We start from the raw sequence: 13,349 nt of genomic DNA, 5'->3' as shown, positions 1-13,349 counted from the left end.
GTACTCCCGGGCAGGGGCCGCGCGGCCCCCGCCCGGGGACGGGTCAGCCGATCTCGGCGAGGCCATCCTTGATGACGACGTCGCCGCTGCTGGAGGTCGACTCGAACGCGTAGGTCCCGTCGCCCTTGTCCCAGATGCGGGTGGTGACGTCCTGGCCCGGCAGGACGGGGCGGGAGAAGCGCACCGCGAGCCGCTTCAGCCGGGTCGGCTCACCGGCCGCGACCGACTCGATCACCGCGCGGGAGGTGAACGCCATGGTGCACAGGCCGTGCGCGATGATGCCGGGCAGCCCCGCGGACTTGGCGAACTCCTCGTCCAGGTGGATCGGCATCGGGTCGCCGGACGCCTCGGAGTAGCGGAAGGTCTGGTCGTCGTCGACGTGCTGGACGACCTCGGCGATCGGCTGCGCGTCCCGCAGCTCCTCGGGGAAGGAGTGCGCCGGCGCGAGCTCGCCGACGGTCTCGCCTGCCTGGTAGCCGCGGAAGAACGACACCATCCACTGCTCGTTGACCAGCTCGCCCGACTCGTCGCGCGTCTCCAGCTTCAGCGACACGGTGGTGCCGGACGACTTGGACGCGAACCCGGTGACCTTGGCGCGGGAGGTCAGCGTGGTGCCGGGCACGATCGGCCGGTGGAACACCATGTCCTGCTCGCCGTGCACCACGAACGGGATCAGGCTGTCGGGGACGACCTTGAACAGCGGCGGGATCATCCCGTCGAACACCGGCACGATCGCGAAGACCGGCGGGGCGATCTCGCCGGACAGGTAGCGCCCGTTGTCGTCGTTGGTGGCCTCGGCGTAGGCGACGGTGCGGGCCTGCTCGACCTTGAAGTCGAACGGGTCGCTCCACACGCCGAGGCTCTCGGTGTTCATCTTCGGCTCGGTCATGATCTCTCCCTGGGGGTTGGTGGCGAACCGTGTTCAGGCCAGGCGGCCCTTGGCCCAGCGGTAGTCGGCCTTCCCGGCCGGCGACCGCCGCACCTCGTCCACGATGACGATGTCGCGCGGCACCTTGTACCCCGCGAGCGTCAGGCGGCAGTGCGCGGCCAGCTCCTCGGCCGTGACGTCCCGCGCGGCGACGACGGCCGCGACGCGCGACCCGAACCGCTCGTCGGGGACGCCGACGACCAGCGCGTCCTCCACCGCCGGGTGCGTCTTCAGCGTCGCCTCGACCTCTTCCACGAAGACCTTCTCACCGCCGGTGTTGACGACCAGCGAGCCGCGGCCGAGCAGCACGATCGCGCCCTCGCCGTCGACGCGGGCCATGTCGCCCTGCAGCGACCAGCGGTTGCCGTCCTCGTCCAGCACGAACGTGCGGGCGGTCTTGGCCTCGTCGTTCCAGTAGCCGAGCGGGATGCGGCCGGTGCGGGCGAGCTGGCCGATCTCGTCGGAGCCGGGCGGGACGCGGCGCAGCCGGTCGTCCAGCACCGCGACGTCGGCCGAGCGCGGCAGGAAGCGCGGCGAGCCGTCGGGGGCGGGCTCGATCGCCTGGCCGGACGCGCCGGTCTCCGAGCCGCCGAACGCGTCCAGCACCAGCAGCAGCGACGGGATCAGCTCGTGCAGCCGCGCCTTGACGTCGGGCGAGGTCGCCGCGCCGCCGGTGCCGATCGCCAGCACCGACGACAGGTCGTAGGCGGCCGGGTCGGCGGCGAGCAGCTTCACGATCGGCCGCGCCATCACGTCGCCGACGAGCAGCAGCACCTGCGCCCGCTCGGCCTGCGCGGTGGCGAGGACGGCGGCGGCGTCGAAGGCGTGGCCGGTCCACAGGACCAGGGTGGAGCCGGAGGTGAGCGCGATCCAGGCGACCCACATGCCCGCGCCGTGCATCATCGGCGCGCACACCATGGTGGTGAGGCCGCCGTCCTGCACCTTCTCGGTCAGCTCCTCGGGCGAGGCGATCGGGTCGCCGAGCATGTTCCCGCCGAACATCGCCGACATGAAGATGTCCTCCGAGCGCCACATGACGCCCTTCGGCAGTCCGGTCGTGCCGCCGGTGTAGATCAGGTAGAGGTCGTCGCCGGAGCGCTCCTCAAAGTCGCGTCCGGGGGACGCCTGCTTCAGCGCGTCCTCGTAGGCCACGCCGCCGGGGACCTCGTCGGCCGAGCCGTCCTCGATGACGAGCACGTGCCGCAGGTGCGTCAGCCCGTCGCGCGCCTCGCCGAGCCGCGCGATCAGCGACCGCTCGCCGACCAGCGCGACCGACTCCGAGTCGCCGATGACGTGCGCCAGCTCGCCGGCGGTGTAGCGGTAGTTGACGTTGACCGGCACCGCGCGCAGCTTGAACGCGCCGATCTGCGCCTCCAGCCACTCGGCGCGGTTGTAGGCGAGGATCGACACGTGGTCGCCCGCCGTCACCCCGGCGGCGGCGAGGTGGTGCGCGACCCGGTTCGCCCGCTCGTCCAGCTCGCGGTAGGTCAGCCGGACGTCTCCGGCGACGAGCGCGAGCTTGTCCGGCACGGCGTCGGCGACGGTCTCGAACAGGTCGGCCAGGTTGAAGCTGCGGGGCATCCGTCCTCCGGGACGTACGGCGCTCAGGGCGGGACAGCATAGAAACATACAAGCTTGACTGTTTCTAACATAGGCCCTAGCGTCGCGGGCACATCGAGGAGGTACGTCACGTGAGCAACCGCACCTTTGTCGTCGGCGTCGGCATGACCAAGTTCGAGAAGCCCGGCAGCCGGGAGTGGGACTACCCGGACATGGCCCGCGAGGCCGGCACCAAGGCGCTGGAGGACGCGGGCGTCTCCTACGACGCGATCCAGCAGGCCTACGTCGGCTACGTCTACGGCGAGTCCACCTCGGGCCAGCGCGCGGTGTACGAGCTCGGCATCACCGGCATCCCCGTGGTGAACGTCAACAACAACTGCTCGACGGGCTCCACGGCGCTGTTCCTCGCCCGCCAGGCCGTCAAGGCCGGCGTCGTCGACTGCGCGCTCGCGCTCGGCTTCGAGAAGATGCAGAAGGGCTCGCTCGGCACCACCTTCGAGGACCGCGAGCAGCCGATGCTGAACCACATCAAGGAGGTGTTCGAGCTCTACGAGTGGACCGGCGAGCCGATCGCCCCCTACATGTTCGGCGCGGCCGGCCGCGAGCACATGGAGAAGTACGGCACCACCGCCGAGCAGTTCGCCAAGATCGGCTGGAAGAACCACAAGCACTCGGTGAACAACCCCTACGCCCAGTTCCAGGACGAGTACTCGCTCGAGGACATCCTGGCCGCCCGCACCGTCTACGAGCCGCTGACCAAGCTGCAGTGCTCGCCGACCTCCGACGGCTCGGGCGCCGCGGTCATCGCCAGCGAGCGGTTCGTGGACGAGCACGACCTGTGGGACCGCGCCGTCGAGATCGCCGGCCAGTCGATGGTGACCGACACCAGGGACACCTTCACCGACAAGAGCGCGATCACCCTGGTCGGCGCGAAGATGAGCGCGCTCGCCGCGCGGCAGGCCTACGACGAGGCCGGCCTGGGCGCCGAGGACGTGCAGGTCGTGGAGCTGCACGACTGCTTCTCCACCAACGAGCTGCTCACCTACGAGGCGCTCGGGCTGGCCGCCGAGGGCGAGGGCGGCAAGCTCGTCGACAGCGGCGACAACACCTACGGCGGGCGCTGGGTCGTCAACCCCTCCGGCGGTCTGATCTCCAAGGGCCACCCGCTCGGCGCGACCGGCCTCGCGCAGTGCTCGGAGCTGACCTGGCAGATCCGCGGCCAGGCCGACAAGCGCCAGGTCGAGAACGTGACCGGCGCGCTGCAGCACAACATCGGCCTCGGCGGCGCCGCCGTCGTCACCGTCTACAAGCCCGCCCGCTGACGTCCCGGGTGGGGGCGGCCGGGCCGCCCCCACCCGTTCAGTGCGCGGCCAGGGCCTCGGTCGGCGACAGCCGGGACGCCCGGATCGCCGGGTACAGGCCCGCGGCGGCGCCGATCGCCAGGGTCGCGGCGACGCCGCCGAGCACCGCCCACGCCGGCACCACCGGCGGCCAGCCCTGGACCAGGGCGTAGCCGGCGGTCACCAGCGCGCCGAGCAGCGCCCCGCCGACGCCGCCGAGCGCCGACAGCAGCAGCGACTCGGCGAGGAACTGCAGCCTGATCTGGCCCCGGGTGGCGCCGAGGGAGCGGCGCAGCCCGATCTCGGCGCGCCGCTCCAGCACCGAGATGACCATCGTGTTGGCCACCCCGACGCCGCCGACCAGCAGCGCCACCGCGCCGAGGCCGAGCAGCAGGCCGGTGAACGCCTCACCCGCCGCCTTGCGCGCGGCGAGCGCGTCCGACGGCCGCGACACCTCCACCTCGTTCGGCGCCTCGGGGTTCGCCGTCGCGCCGAGCACCCCGCGGACCCGCTCGACGGCGGCGTCCCGCGACCGGGTGTAGAGGGTCGTCGGATGCCCGTCGAAGCCGAGCACCGACGTGGCGGCGGGCCAGCCGACCAGGGCGGCGGTGTCCAGCTCGGGCGCCAGCGCCGCCGGCCGCAGGATGCCGATGACGGTGAACCACCGGCCGCCGATCAGCACCTGCACGTCCGGTCCCGCGTGCCCGATCCCGAGCCGCCGCGCGGCCGTCGCGCCGAGCACCGTCGCCGGGTAGGAGCCGGTCGCCCCGTCCAGCCACCGGCCGCTCGCCAACTGCGCGCCGGTCGCCTCGCGCAGGCCGGTGCGCGCCGCGTACGCGCCGAGCCCGTTGGTCTCGGTCGCCGGGATCTTCCCGGTGCGGTAGACGCTCGCGTCCGCCACCCGGCCGATCGCCGACACCTGCCGCACCGGCCTGATCCGGCCCACCATCGCCTCGGCCTCCAGCGGCAGCTGCGCCTGCTCACCGGTCATGCTCGTGCCGGGCGCGACGGTCAGCAGGTTCGTGCCGAGCGCGGCGAGGGCGCGGTCCAGATCCGCCCGCGACGACGACGAGATGCCGACGACGCCGACCATCGCCGCGATCCCGATCGCGATGCCGAGCGCGGACAGGAACGCCCGCATCGGCCGGGTCCGCAACCCGACCGCGCCGACCTTGACGACGTCGCGGGGGATGAGGCGGGCGGGCCGCAGGTCAGTCGTCATGCCCGCTCCCTATTTTCATGAGGGAGACCCCCGACTTCGGGGCTCGTCACAAGCTCCGGGAGCCCCGACCCCCCCACTTTCCCGTCGCGCATCTGCACCCGTCTGGGCAGGGCGGCGGCGATCTCGCGGTCGTGGGTGATGACGACGACCGTGGTGCCCGCCGCGTTCAGCTCGCGCAGCAGCCGCATGACGCCCTCCCCCGACACCGAGTCCAGCGCGCCGGTCGGCTCGTCGGCCAGCAGCAGCGGCGGCTCCCCCGCGACGGCCCGCGCGATCGCGACGCGCTGCCGCTCGCCGCCCGACAGCTCGTGCGGCTCGTGGTGCATGCGGTGCCCGAGGCCGACGCGCTCCAGCGCCGCCGCCGCGCGGCGGCGCCGTTCGGCGGGCCGCAGCCCCGAGTACAGCAGCCCGTCGGCGACGTTGCCGAGCGCGGTCGTGCCCGAGGCCAGGTGGAAGTGCTGGAACACGAACCCGATCCGGGTCGCGCGCAGCGCCGACAGCTTCGCGTCGGGCAGCCGGGCCACATCGTGCCCGTCCACGCGCACCTCGCCCGACGTCGGCCGGTCCAGGGTGCCGAGCACGTTCAGCATCGTCGACTTGCCCGACCCCGACGGCCCGACGATCGCGACCAGCTCGCCCGCCGCGATGCGCAGCGAGACGCCCGCGAGCGCGGTGACGCCACCGGGGTAGCGCTTCGTCACGTCCGTCAGCTCGATCACTTCGGGACCCCCACCGCGGTGCCCTCGGCGATCCCGGCGCCGGAGACCTCGACCCGGCCGCCCGCGAACAGCCCGGTCTTCACCGGCACGTACGCCGACGTGCCGCCCTTGACGACCTCCACGCCGAACCCGCCGCCCTGCAGCGCGACGAGCGCCGCGACCGGGACCGTCAGCACGTCGCGGCGGGTGCCGGCGGTGAAGCCGACGTCGACCGACGCCAGCGCGTACGCGTCGGCCGCCTTCTGCGCCTTCGCGCCCTTCAGCGCCACCTCCACCTCGACCTTGGTCTCGGGGTCCTTGCCCTCGGCGGCCGGCTCGACGACGGTGGCGACCTTGGTGATGCGGCCCGGCACGACGCTGTCGTCGGGCAGCGTGACGTCCACGTCCGCGCCCTTGCGGGCGAGGCGCCGGTCCTCCACGCCGAGCTTCACCGTGACGGCCTTGGCGGTGCCGGTATAGGTGAGCACCTTGCGGCCGGGCGCGGTCGGGTCGCCCTCGCCGGCCTGCAGCGCGTCCACCCGGACGGCGCCCGGCGCGTACACGACGCGGCCTAGTTCGACCTCGCCGGTCTCCTCCAGGCCGAGGTCGTCCTGCCATTCGCGGACGGCGTCCGCGGTGTCCTCGGTGTACTCGTCGTCGACGGTGAACCCGTCGTAGCCGAGCGCCGCCAGGTTCTTCTCGAAGCGGCGCACGTCCGAGCCCTCCATGCCGGGACGCAGCGTCCGGTAGGCGGGCTTGGACCCGTACAGCAGCGTCACCGGGTCGTTGTCCACCTCGTAGAGGGGCTTGCCGCGGGTGATGCGGTCGCCGCCGGCGGGCAGGCGGGTGATCGTGCCGGGCAGCCGGCTGGTCGCGGTCGCCGCCTCGCCGTAGCCGAGGGTGCCGTCGGCGCTCTCGGCGTCCTTGAGCGTCTGCCGTGTCACCGGCATGGTCTTCGGCGGCAGCGCGGAGGCCTGCGGGCCGTCCCCGGAGCCGCCGCCGGCCAGCGCGAAGGCGGCGGCGGTGACACCCACGACCCCTGCGAGCCCGGCCACGGCGAACCGGCGCCCGCCCCGGCGGCGGCGGCGCGTCTCCCCTGGCGCGCGCTCCTGCACGACGGTCTCGGTGGTCACTTCCCGCCGCCTCCCTGCAGGATCGGCCGGCAGGCGGCCTGCGCGGACTTGAAGTCGGGGTCCGCGTCGGCGTCACGGGTGATGATCATGCCTTTCTGGCCCGGCTTCGGGTCGGGGAACGCCTCGACACCGTTCTTGCGCATGCACACGGCGTACTCGCGCTGGTGCTCCTCGCCCTTGGGGTCGGCGCCCTTGCCGCCGTCGGCCATCGGGTCGTACTGGCGGCACTCCTGCATCGCCTTGTCGACGACCGTCCGGTCCACCTTGCGGTCGAACGTCAGCATGAGGCCCTTGCCCGGCTCGGGGTCCTTGACGTCCAGGCCGTGCTCGCGCAGGCAGGTCGCGAACTTCACCCCCATCTCGTCCCGGCTGAGCGTCGGGGCGGCGGAGCCGGAGGCGCCGCCCTTGCCGCCGCCCGCCGACGCCACGTCGTCCTTGTCGTCGCCGTCCGAGCCGCCGCACGCGGTCAGGGCGAGGGTGAGCGCCAGCGGCAGGGCCGCGATCCACGGTCGCATCGTTGCTCCTTGTTCCGGGCCGGATCGCTTCCGGCCGACGGGAGGTGATGCAACCGGGCGGCCCGTTTCCCCGCTGTTTCCTCCGCTCCTAACGGTGAGGAAACGCCCGCGTCGGCACGATGGCCACGGACGAGAGGGGATGCGCATGCGGGTGCTGGTGGTGGAGGACGAGCCGTTGCTGGCCGGCGCGATCGCCGAGTGGCTGCGCGGCGAGGCGCACGCGGTGGACGTCGCGCACGACGGCGGCGCGGCGCAGGAGCGGCTGGCGGTCAACGACTACGACGTCGTCGTGCTGGACCGGGACCTGCCCGTCGTGCACGGCGACCAGGTGTGCCGGGAGCTGGCCGCGGGCGGCGCCGCGGCGCGGGTGCTGATGCTGACCGCCGCCTCCGAGGTCACCGACCGGGTGGACGGGCTCGGCCTCGGCGCCGACGACTACCTCACCAAGCCGTTCGCGTTCGCCGAGCTCGCCGCGCGGGTGCGGGCGCTCGGGCGGCGCGCGCGCCCGGCGGCGCCGCCGGTGCTGCGGCGCGCGGGCATCACCCTGGACCCGGCGCGCCGCGAGGTGTTCCGCGACGGCCGCTACGTCCCGCTGGCCCGCAAGGAGTTCGCCGTGCTGACCGAGCTGGTGCTCGCCGAGGGCGCCGTGGTGTCGGCCGAGCGGCTGCTGGAGAAGGCGTGGGACGAGCACACCGACCCGTTCACCGGCGCCGTCCGCCTCACCATCTTGAAGCTGCGCCGTAAGCTCGCCGGGCCTCCCGTCGTGGAGACCGTCACGGGAGCGGGGTACCGGATCCCATGAGGCTGTCGCTGCGGGCCCGGCTGACGTTCACCTACGCCGCGCTGTTCCTGGCGGCGGGCGTGGTGCTGCTCGGCGTCACCTACGCGCTGTTCGACCAGCGGCTGTCCCAGAACGGCGCCAAGGTCGTGCTCGGGACCTACCGCTCCGACGGCGGCGGGCCCGCCGTCCAGGACCCCGTCGCGCAGGCCGCCGCCACCGACCGCGCGCTGGGCAAGGAGCGCGCCCGGCTGCACGACGCGGCGGCGGCCTCGCTCATCACCCAGGGCGGCATCGCGCTCGCCGTCGTCGGCGGCGCGGCGACCGGCCTCGGCTGGCTCATCGCGGGCCGGGTGCTGGCGCCGCTGCACCGGGTCACCGAGACCGCGCGCCGGATCGCCGCCGCGCCCGCCGCCGACCGCGGCCTGCACGAGCGGATCGCGCTGCGCGGCCCCGCCGACGAGGTCAAGGAGCTCGCCGACACCTTCGACACGATGGTCGAGCGGCTGGACCGGTCCTTCGACGGGCAGCGCCGCTTCGTCGCCAACGCCTCGCACGAGCTGCGCACCCCGCTCACCCTCGGCCGCGCCCTGGTCGAGCTCGCGGTGCACCGCGCGGGCGCGTCGGCCGACGTGCGGCGGCTCGGCGCCGACCTGCTGGAGATCAACGCCCGGCACGAGCGGCTCATCTCCGGGCTGCTGCTGCTCGCCGGCACCGAGAACCGGGTGGACGGCCGGGCGCCGGTCGACCTCGCCGACATGGTCCGGCACGTGACCGCGCAGACCGCGCTGGAGGCGGACAAGGCCGGTGTCACCGTGCACGAGGACGCGGGCGAGGCGCCGAGCGAGGGCAACGCGCTGCTGCTGGAGCGGCTGGTGCAGAACCTCGTCGAGAACGGCATCCGGCACAACACCGGGCCTGGCGGGTGGGTCCGTGTCACCAGTAGCGCGCGCGACGACGGACGGGCCGTGCTGACGGTCTCCAACACCGGTCCTGTGGTTCCGCCCTACGACGTCCCGACGCTGTTCGAGCCGTTCCGGCGTGGGGACGCCGACCGGCTCGTCACGGCCAAGGGAGCCGGGCTCGGGCTGTCCATCGTGCGGTCGGTAGCGCGCGCACACGACGGCGAGGTGGAGGCGCATCCGCGCGAAGGGGGCGGCCTTACGGTGACGGTCGTCCTACCGGGCCCGGATGCGCAGAGTAAGGGGGACGGGGCCGAGTAACCTGGCCGCATCCCTTCCTCATCGCATCGAGCCCGTTTCATGTACACATTCATCGCCCGGCTGTGGAAAACGCTGGGCGGCCGGACCCAGTGGCGTCTCGCGCGCCTCCAGCACAGCACCTTCCTGGTGTACGCGGCGGGCATCGTGCGCGACGACGAGGGCCGCGTGCTGCTGCTACGGCACCGCCTGTGGCCCGACCACCGCCCGTGGGGGCTGCCGGGCGGCTACGTCAACGCCGGGGAACGGCTCCCCGACGGCGTCGCGCGCGAGGTGCTGGAGGAGACGTCGCTGCGGGTGCGGGTGCGCGACGAGCCCGTCCGCGTCCGCAGCGGCTACCGGCACCGCGTCGAGGCGTTCTACGAGGCCGACCTGGTCGGCGGCGAGCTGGCGCTGGAGGAGGCCGAGATCCTGGAGGCCGGCTGGTTCTCCCCCGACGCCCTGCCCGCCGCTCTCGCCGCCGACCTGAAGTCGCTGATCAGGACGTTGTCCGCACCGACCCGATGAGCGCGTTGATGTCGGGCCACAGCCGCTTGTGCGTGTCGGGGATCTCGATCGTGATGAAGGCGGGCCGCACCCGGCCGGTGTCGACGATGACGGTCGCGCCGAGGTCCACCTTGGCGCGGATTCCTGGCTTGACGAAGCGGATCTCGCGGACGACCACCCACCCCTTGCGCCCGCCCACCGTGATCGGCTGGGACGCCACGTCGCGGCCGGCGCCGCTGTCGTAGTCGTACTTCTGCGCCTCGTCCATCACCGCCGTGGCGAGGGCGCGATGGCGGTCGCGGCCGGTGTAGTGGTCCATCAGGTCGGAGTCGACGACGCCCGACACGATCGCGGCCTGCCACTTGGGCTCGGTGTCGAACCGCTGCTCCTGGTCGTTGCCGCTGATATGCGGATCGACGGCACGGCTCTTGCCCCAGTCCCCGCCGAACTCGGCGTAGGAGATGCGGGCGTCGTCGTCGGTGACCCGGCCCACCACCGGCGAGCCCTTGCCCGGGTAGTCCTTCACCTTGACGACCTTGGTGAGGCGGGACTCGCCCTCGGCGAGGCCGGGCTGCGCGCGCGGGGTGGTGTCGGGGGCCTTGAGGCCGGGCAGCGGCGGGTCCTCGCCGACCGTGCTCTCGCAGGTGGCGGTCGCGCTGTCCCCGCTGTCGCTGGACTGCTTGACCACGGCCCCGTCCGCCAGGATCGTGCAGGTGATCTGCCGTCCCTTGCTCTCGCCGGGGTTCTGCGCGTACAGCGTGATCGAGGTGCCCCGCTCGATCCGCGCGGTCGCCTTGAACGGCAGCGGGGCGTCGTCGCGGCCCAGGGTGCCGCCCTGGGTCGTGTAGCGCACGTCGCCCGTCCCGGCCGCGCCGGTGACGATGTAGGTGATCTCGACGGTCGTGGGCAGCGGGGGCCGTCCCGCACGCGCGGCCGGCTCGTCGTCGCCCGTGAAGAACCACACCAGCGTGAGGAAGAGCTGGAAGAACAGCGCCAGGACGCCGATGCCCCGCATCGCCGAGTGCGCGGCGGTCCGCCCGAGCGGCGTCACGCCGCCACCGCCGTGAGGCCCGGCACCGCGAGCCCGGCCTCGCGGGCCTGCTCCACGCTGCGCCGCAGCGCCTCCTGCACCAGCCGGGCCTGCTCGGACAGGCCCTCGATCTCGGCGATCGCCAGCTCGTCGCGGACCGTGCGGGCCAGCAGCTCGCGCGAGTCGACGCTCAGCTCGGCCAGCTCCTGGACCACCTCCCACTCGCGGTAGGCCTCGTCGGCGGCGCGGGTCCGCTCGGCGTAATCCACCAGTGCCGCGATGCGCGCCTCCACGGCCTCGGTCGCCAGGTCCAGCGCCCGGTGCTGGGCCGTCAGCATCTCCGTCACCCGCTCGGTCGGCGCGCTGCCGCGCCCCACCTCGACCACGTCCCACCGTACGTGCGACACCTCGGCGAGCGTCTTCGCGACCTCCCACTCCTGCTGGGGAAGCGTGGTGGCGTTGGCGATGTCGTCCAGCAGCCCGGCCCCGTTGACCTGCGACGCCAGCACCGTGTTCACGGCCCGCTGCGCCCGCTTCATGCTTTCGAGCGGCTCGGTGTCGAAGTCGTTCGCCACGTAGTAGCGGCGGTGGTGGCGGCGGGCCAGCCGCACCTGCTCGCTCTCCCCGAAGCCGGTGACGAAGAAGACCGGGAAGAGCACGACCTGGAGGACGACCATGGCGAGCAGGCCCGCACCCAGGCCGCCCGTCCACCACACCGCCACCAGGCCGATCTGCAGGAGCGTTCCGACGGCGATGGCGGCGGGGCCGCCGGCGAAGTAGCCGGCCACGGCGGGCAGGAGCGCGGCGGCGGCCACGCTGAGGAAGGCGTCTTTGGCGTTGCCGCGGGTGCGCCCGCCCAGGGGCTTGGCCGGCGGCGGCTCGTCGAACGCGGCCGTGAGCACCTCGGGGTGCGCGCGCAGCAGCGCCGCCTCCTCGTGGGGCAGCGCCGGATCCACGATCGGCACCAGTTCCGTCTCGGCTCCCACCGGCACCCCCGTACCCCGAATGCCCGGATTGCGACACCGGGCGGCCTGACATTCTCCCGATCATGGAATGCCCAGGTCAAGAGGGGGCTAGGAGGCCGCCCAGCGCGCGGCCATCAGCCGCAGCCGCTCCTTGCTGCGCAGCCAGCGCTCGCGGGACCGCTCGGGCGTCGTCGGATGGATGAACTGCAGGAGCCGAAGGCCCCGGATCGTCTCCAGGACGACGTAGACGTCGCCGCGGAAGCCCGGGTCGTCGGCCCGGTCGCCGATCAGCGCGCGGCTGAGCTCCAGGATGCCGGCGGTGACCAGCCGCTCCAGCCCGGCGACGTGCTCGCGCAGCTCGGGGTCGGTGCGCGAGGCGACCCACAGCTCCATGGACGCCTCGAACAGCGGTCCCTGGTGCACCTCCCAGACCAGGTCCAGGGCCGCGCCGACGCCGTCCTCGGCGGCCCGCAGCCGGTCCAGGTCCTGCTCGATGAACTGCGCGGCGCGCTTGCGGGCCAGGTGCTCGACGGCGGCCAGCACCAGCGCGTTCTTGGTCGGGAAGTGGTGCACCTGGGCACCCCGCGACACCCCGGCGCGCTCCACCACGCGGGTCGTGGTGGTGCCGTGGTAGCCGTGCTCCACCAGGCACTCGATGGTGGCGTCGAGCAGGGCGCGGCGGGTGGCGGCGGTGCGCTCCTCTTGCGTGCGCCGGGGGCGTGCGGTGGTCGGCATGCCCCGCAGCCTACCCAGGTAACAAACAGGACGTCCTGTATGTAGCAGCCCAGGGGCCGGCGCTTGACACTGCTTGAAGTCTCAACTATCTTCGGTCATGTCGTTGAAATTTAAACAACTTAGGAGCTCCCATGACCGCCGACATCGCCACCGCCGCCGTCGCCCCCGAGCTGACCCCCGGCACCTGGAACATCGACCCCACGCACTCCGAGGTCACCTTCAGCGTCCGGCACCTGATGAGCAAGGTGCGCGGCAGCTTCACCGAGTTCTCCGGCGCCGTGCAGGTCGCCGAGAACGTGGCCGCCTCCACCGCCACCGCCGAGATCACGATGGCGTCGGTCGACACCCGCAACGCCGACCGCGACGCGCACGTCCGCTCCGCCGACATCCTGGACATCGAGAACCACCCGAACATGGTCTTCCGCACCACCGGCGTGCGCGCCGAGGACGGCGAGTACCTGGTGGACGGCGAGCTGACCATCCGCGGCGTCACCCGCCCGGTCGTGCTGAACGTGGAGTTCAACGGCGTCGGCCAGGACCCGTGGGGCGGCACCCGCGCCGGCTTCTCCGCCACCACCACGATCAGCCGCAAGGCCTACGGCGTGGAGTTCAACGTCCCGCTGCAGGGCGACAAGGCCCTGCTCGGCGACAAGGTCGAGGTGCAGCTGGAGATCCAGGCCGTCCGCGCCTGACCCTCCGCGACCAGCACCTGCACCGATCATGCGGGGCCGCCCTCCGG

14 protein-coding genes are annotated in these 13,349 nt (G+C 73.2%); 5 read left to right on the top strand and 9 right to left on the bottom strand.

What is annotated here, in order from left to right; all coding sequences use genetic code 11:
• Positions 1–43: 43 nt before the first annotated feature.
• Positions 44–889, bottom strand: coding sequence for a MaoC/PaaZ C-terminal domain-containing protein (locus ACRB68_RS18220; RefSeq protein ID WP_153533699.1), 846 nt, complete (start codon positions 887–889; stop codon positions 44–46).
• Between the two features lie 33 nt (positions 890–922).
• Positions 923–2,509, bottom strand: coding sequence for an acyl-CoA synthetase (locus ACRB68_RS18215; protein WP_153533697.1), 1,587 nt, complete (start codon positions 2,507–2,509; stop codon positions 923–925).
• A gap of 110 nt (positions 2,510–2,619) precedes the next feature.
• Here ACRB68_RS18215 and ACRB68_RS18210 point away from each other — a divergent pair, with 110 nt between their 5' ends.
• Positions 2,620–3,810 carry a lipid-transfer protein gene (locus tag ACRB68_RS18210; RefSeq protein ID WP_328594380.1) on the top strand — a complete coding sequence of 397 codons (1,191 nt, stop codon included), beginning with the start codon at positions 2,620–2,622 and terminating at the stop codon, positions 3,808–3,810.
• Between the two features lie 37 nt (positions 3,811–3,847).
• On the opposite strand, the gene ACRB68_RS18205 is transcribed toward ACRB68_RS18210, so the two are convergent.
• The 4 genes from ACRB68_RS18205 to ACRB68_RS18190 are packed head-to-tail and all read right to left on the bottom strand — an operon-like array spanning position 3,848 to position 7,396.
• Entirely contained in the window at positions 3,848–5,050 is a 1,203-nt protein-coding gene (locus ACRB68_RS18205; protein ID WP_153533695.1) for an ABC transporter permease, read from the bottom strand.
• A complete protein-coding gene (locus tag ACRB68_RS18200) occupies positions 5,047–5,769 on the bottom strand; it encodes an ABC transporter ATP-binding protein (RefSeq protein WP_328594379.1) in 723 nt (240 codons plus the stop codon). The genes ACRB68_RS18205 and ACRB68_RS18200 overlap by 4 nt, the downstream gene beginning before the upstream one ends.
• On the bottom strand, positions 5,766–6,881 hold the full coding sequence (locus tag ACRB68_RS42505; protein WP_328594378.1) for an efflux RND transporter periplasmic adaptor subunit: 1,116 nt from the start codon (positions 6,879–6,881) through the stop codon (positions 5,766–5,768). The genes ACRB68_RS18200 and ACRB68_RS42505 overlap by 4 nt, the downstream gene beginning before the upstream one ends.
• Positions 6,878–7,396 carry a hypothetical protein gene (locus ACRB68_RS18190; RefSeq protein ID WP_153533693.1) on the bottom strand — a complete coding sequence of 173 codons (519 nt, stop codon included), beginning with the start codon at positions 7,394–7,396 and terminating at the stop codon, positions 6,878–6,880. Before ACRB68_RS18190 ends, ACRB68_RS42505 begins: the two co-directional genes overlap by 4 nt.
• Positions 7,397–7,541: 145 nt before the next feature.
• Between ACRB68_RS18190 and ACRB68_RS18185 the strand changes: the two genes are divergently transcribed.
• The 3 genes from ACRB68_RS18185 to ACRB68_RS18175 are packed head-to-tail and all read left to right on the top strand — an operon-like array spanning position 7,542 to position 9,901.
• The gene (locus tag ACRB68_RS18185; protein ID WP_153533690.1) at positions 7,542–8,198 is read left to right on the top strand and encodes a response regulator transcription factor; all 657 of its coding nucleotides are present in this window, start codon (positions 7,542–7,544) and stop codon (positions 8,196–8,198) included.
• Complete coding sequence (locus ACRB68_RS18180; protein ID WP_153533688.1) at positions 8,195–9,397, top strand: sensor histidine kinase; 1,203 nt, start codon at positions 8,195–8,197, stop codon at positions 9,395–9,397. The genes ACRB68_RS18185 and ACRB68_RS18180 overlap by 4 nt, the downstream gene beginning before the upstream one ends.
• A 39-nt stretch (positions 9,398–9,436) precedes the next feature.
• Positions 9,437–9,901 (top strand): NUDIX hydrolase, encoded by a 465-nt coding sequence (locus tag ACRB68_RS18175; protein ID WP_153533686.1) that lies wholly within the window; start codon positions 9,437–9,439, stop codon positions 9,899–9,901.
• Here the strand turns inward: ACRB68_RS18175 and ACRB68_RS18170 are convergent.
• The 3 genes from ACRB68_RS18170 to ACRB68_RS18160 form a co-directional block, all read right to left on the bottom strand.
• The gene (locus ACRB68_RS18170) at positions 9,873–10,931 is read right to left on the bottom strand and encodes a hypothetical protein (RefSeq protein ID WP_153533684.1); all 1,059 of its coding nucleotides are present in this window, start codon (positions 10,929–10,931) and stop codon (positions 9,873–9,875) included. The two genes, ACRB68_RS18175 and ACRB68_RS18170, sit on opposite strands and share 29 nt — an antisense overlap.
• Complete coding sequence (locus tag ACRB68_RS18165; protein ID WP_153533682.1) at positions 10,928–11,896, bottom strand: hypothetical protein; 969 nt, start codon at positions 11,894–11,896, stop codon at positions 10,928–10,930. The genes ACRB68_RS18170 and ACRB68_RS18165 overlap by 4 nt, the downstream gene beginning before the upstream one ends.
• 87 nt (positions 11,897–11,983) lie before the next feature.
• Complete coding sequence (locus tag ACRB68_RS18160) at positions 11,984–12,610, bottom strand: TetR/AcrR family transcriptional regulator (RefSeq protein ID WP_153533680.1); 627 nt, start codon at positions 12,608–12,610, stop codon at positions 11,984–11,986.
• Between the two features lie 131 nt (positions 12,611–12,741).
• On the opposite strand from ACRB68_RS18160, the gene ACRB68_RS18155 reads away from it, so the two are divergent.
• Complete coding sequence (locus ACRB68_RS18155) at positions 12,742–13,302, top strand: YceI family protein (protein ID WP_153533678.1); 561 nt, start codon at positions 12,742–12,744, stop codon at positions 13,300–13,302.
• The last annotated feature ends 47 nt before the right edge of the window (positions 13,303–13,349 follow it).

The organism is Actinomadura macrotermitis (genome assembly GCF_009604375.1).
In the GTDB taxonomy this organism is placed as follows: domain Bacteria; phylum Actinomycetota; class Actinomycetes; order Streptosporangiales; family Streptosporangiaceae; genus Spirillospora; species Spirillospora macrotermitis.
Note: the sequence above shows the minus strand (reverse complement) of the source record. Positions and strands in the feature narration are given on the sequence as shown.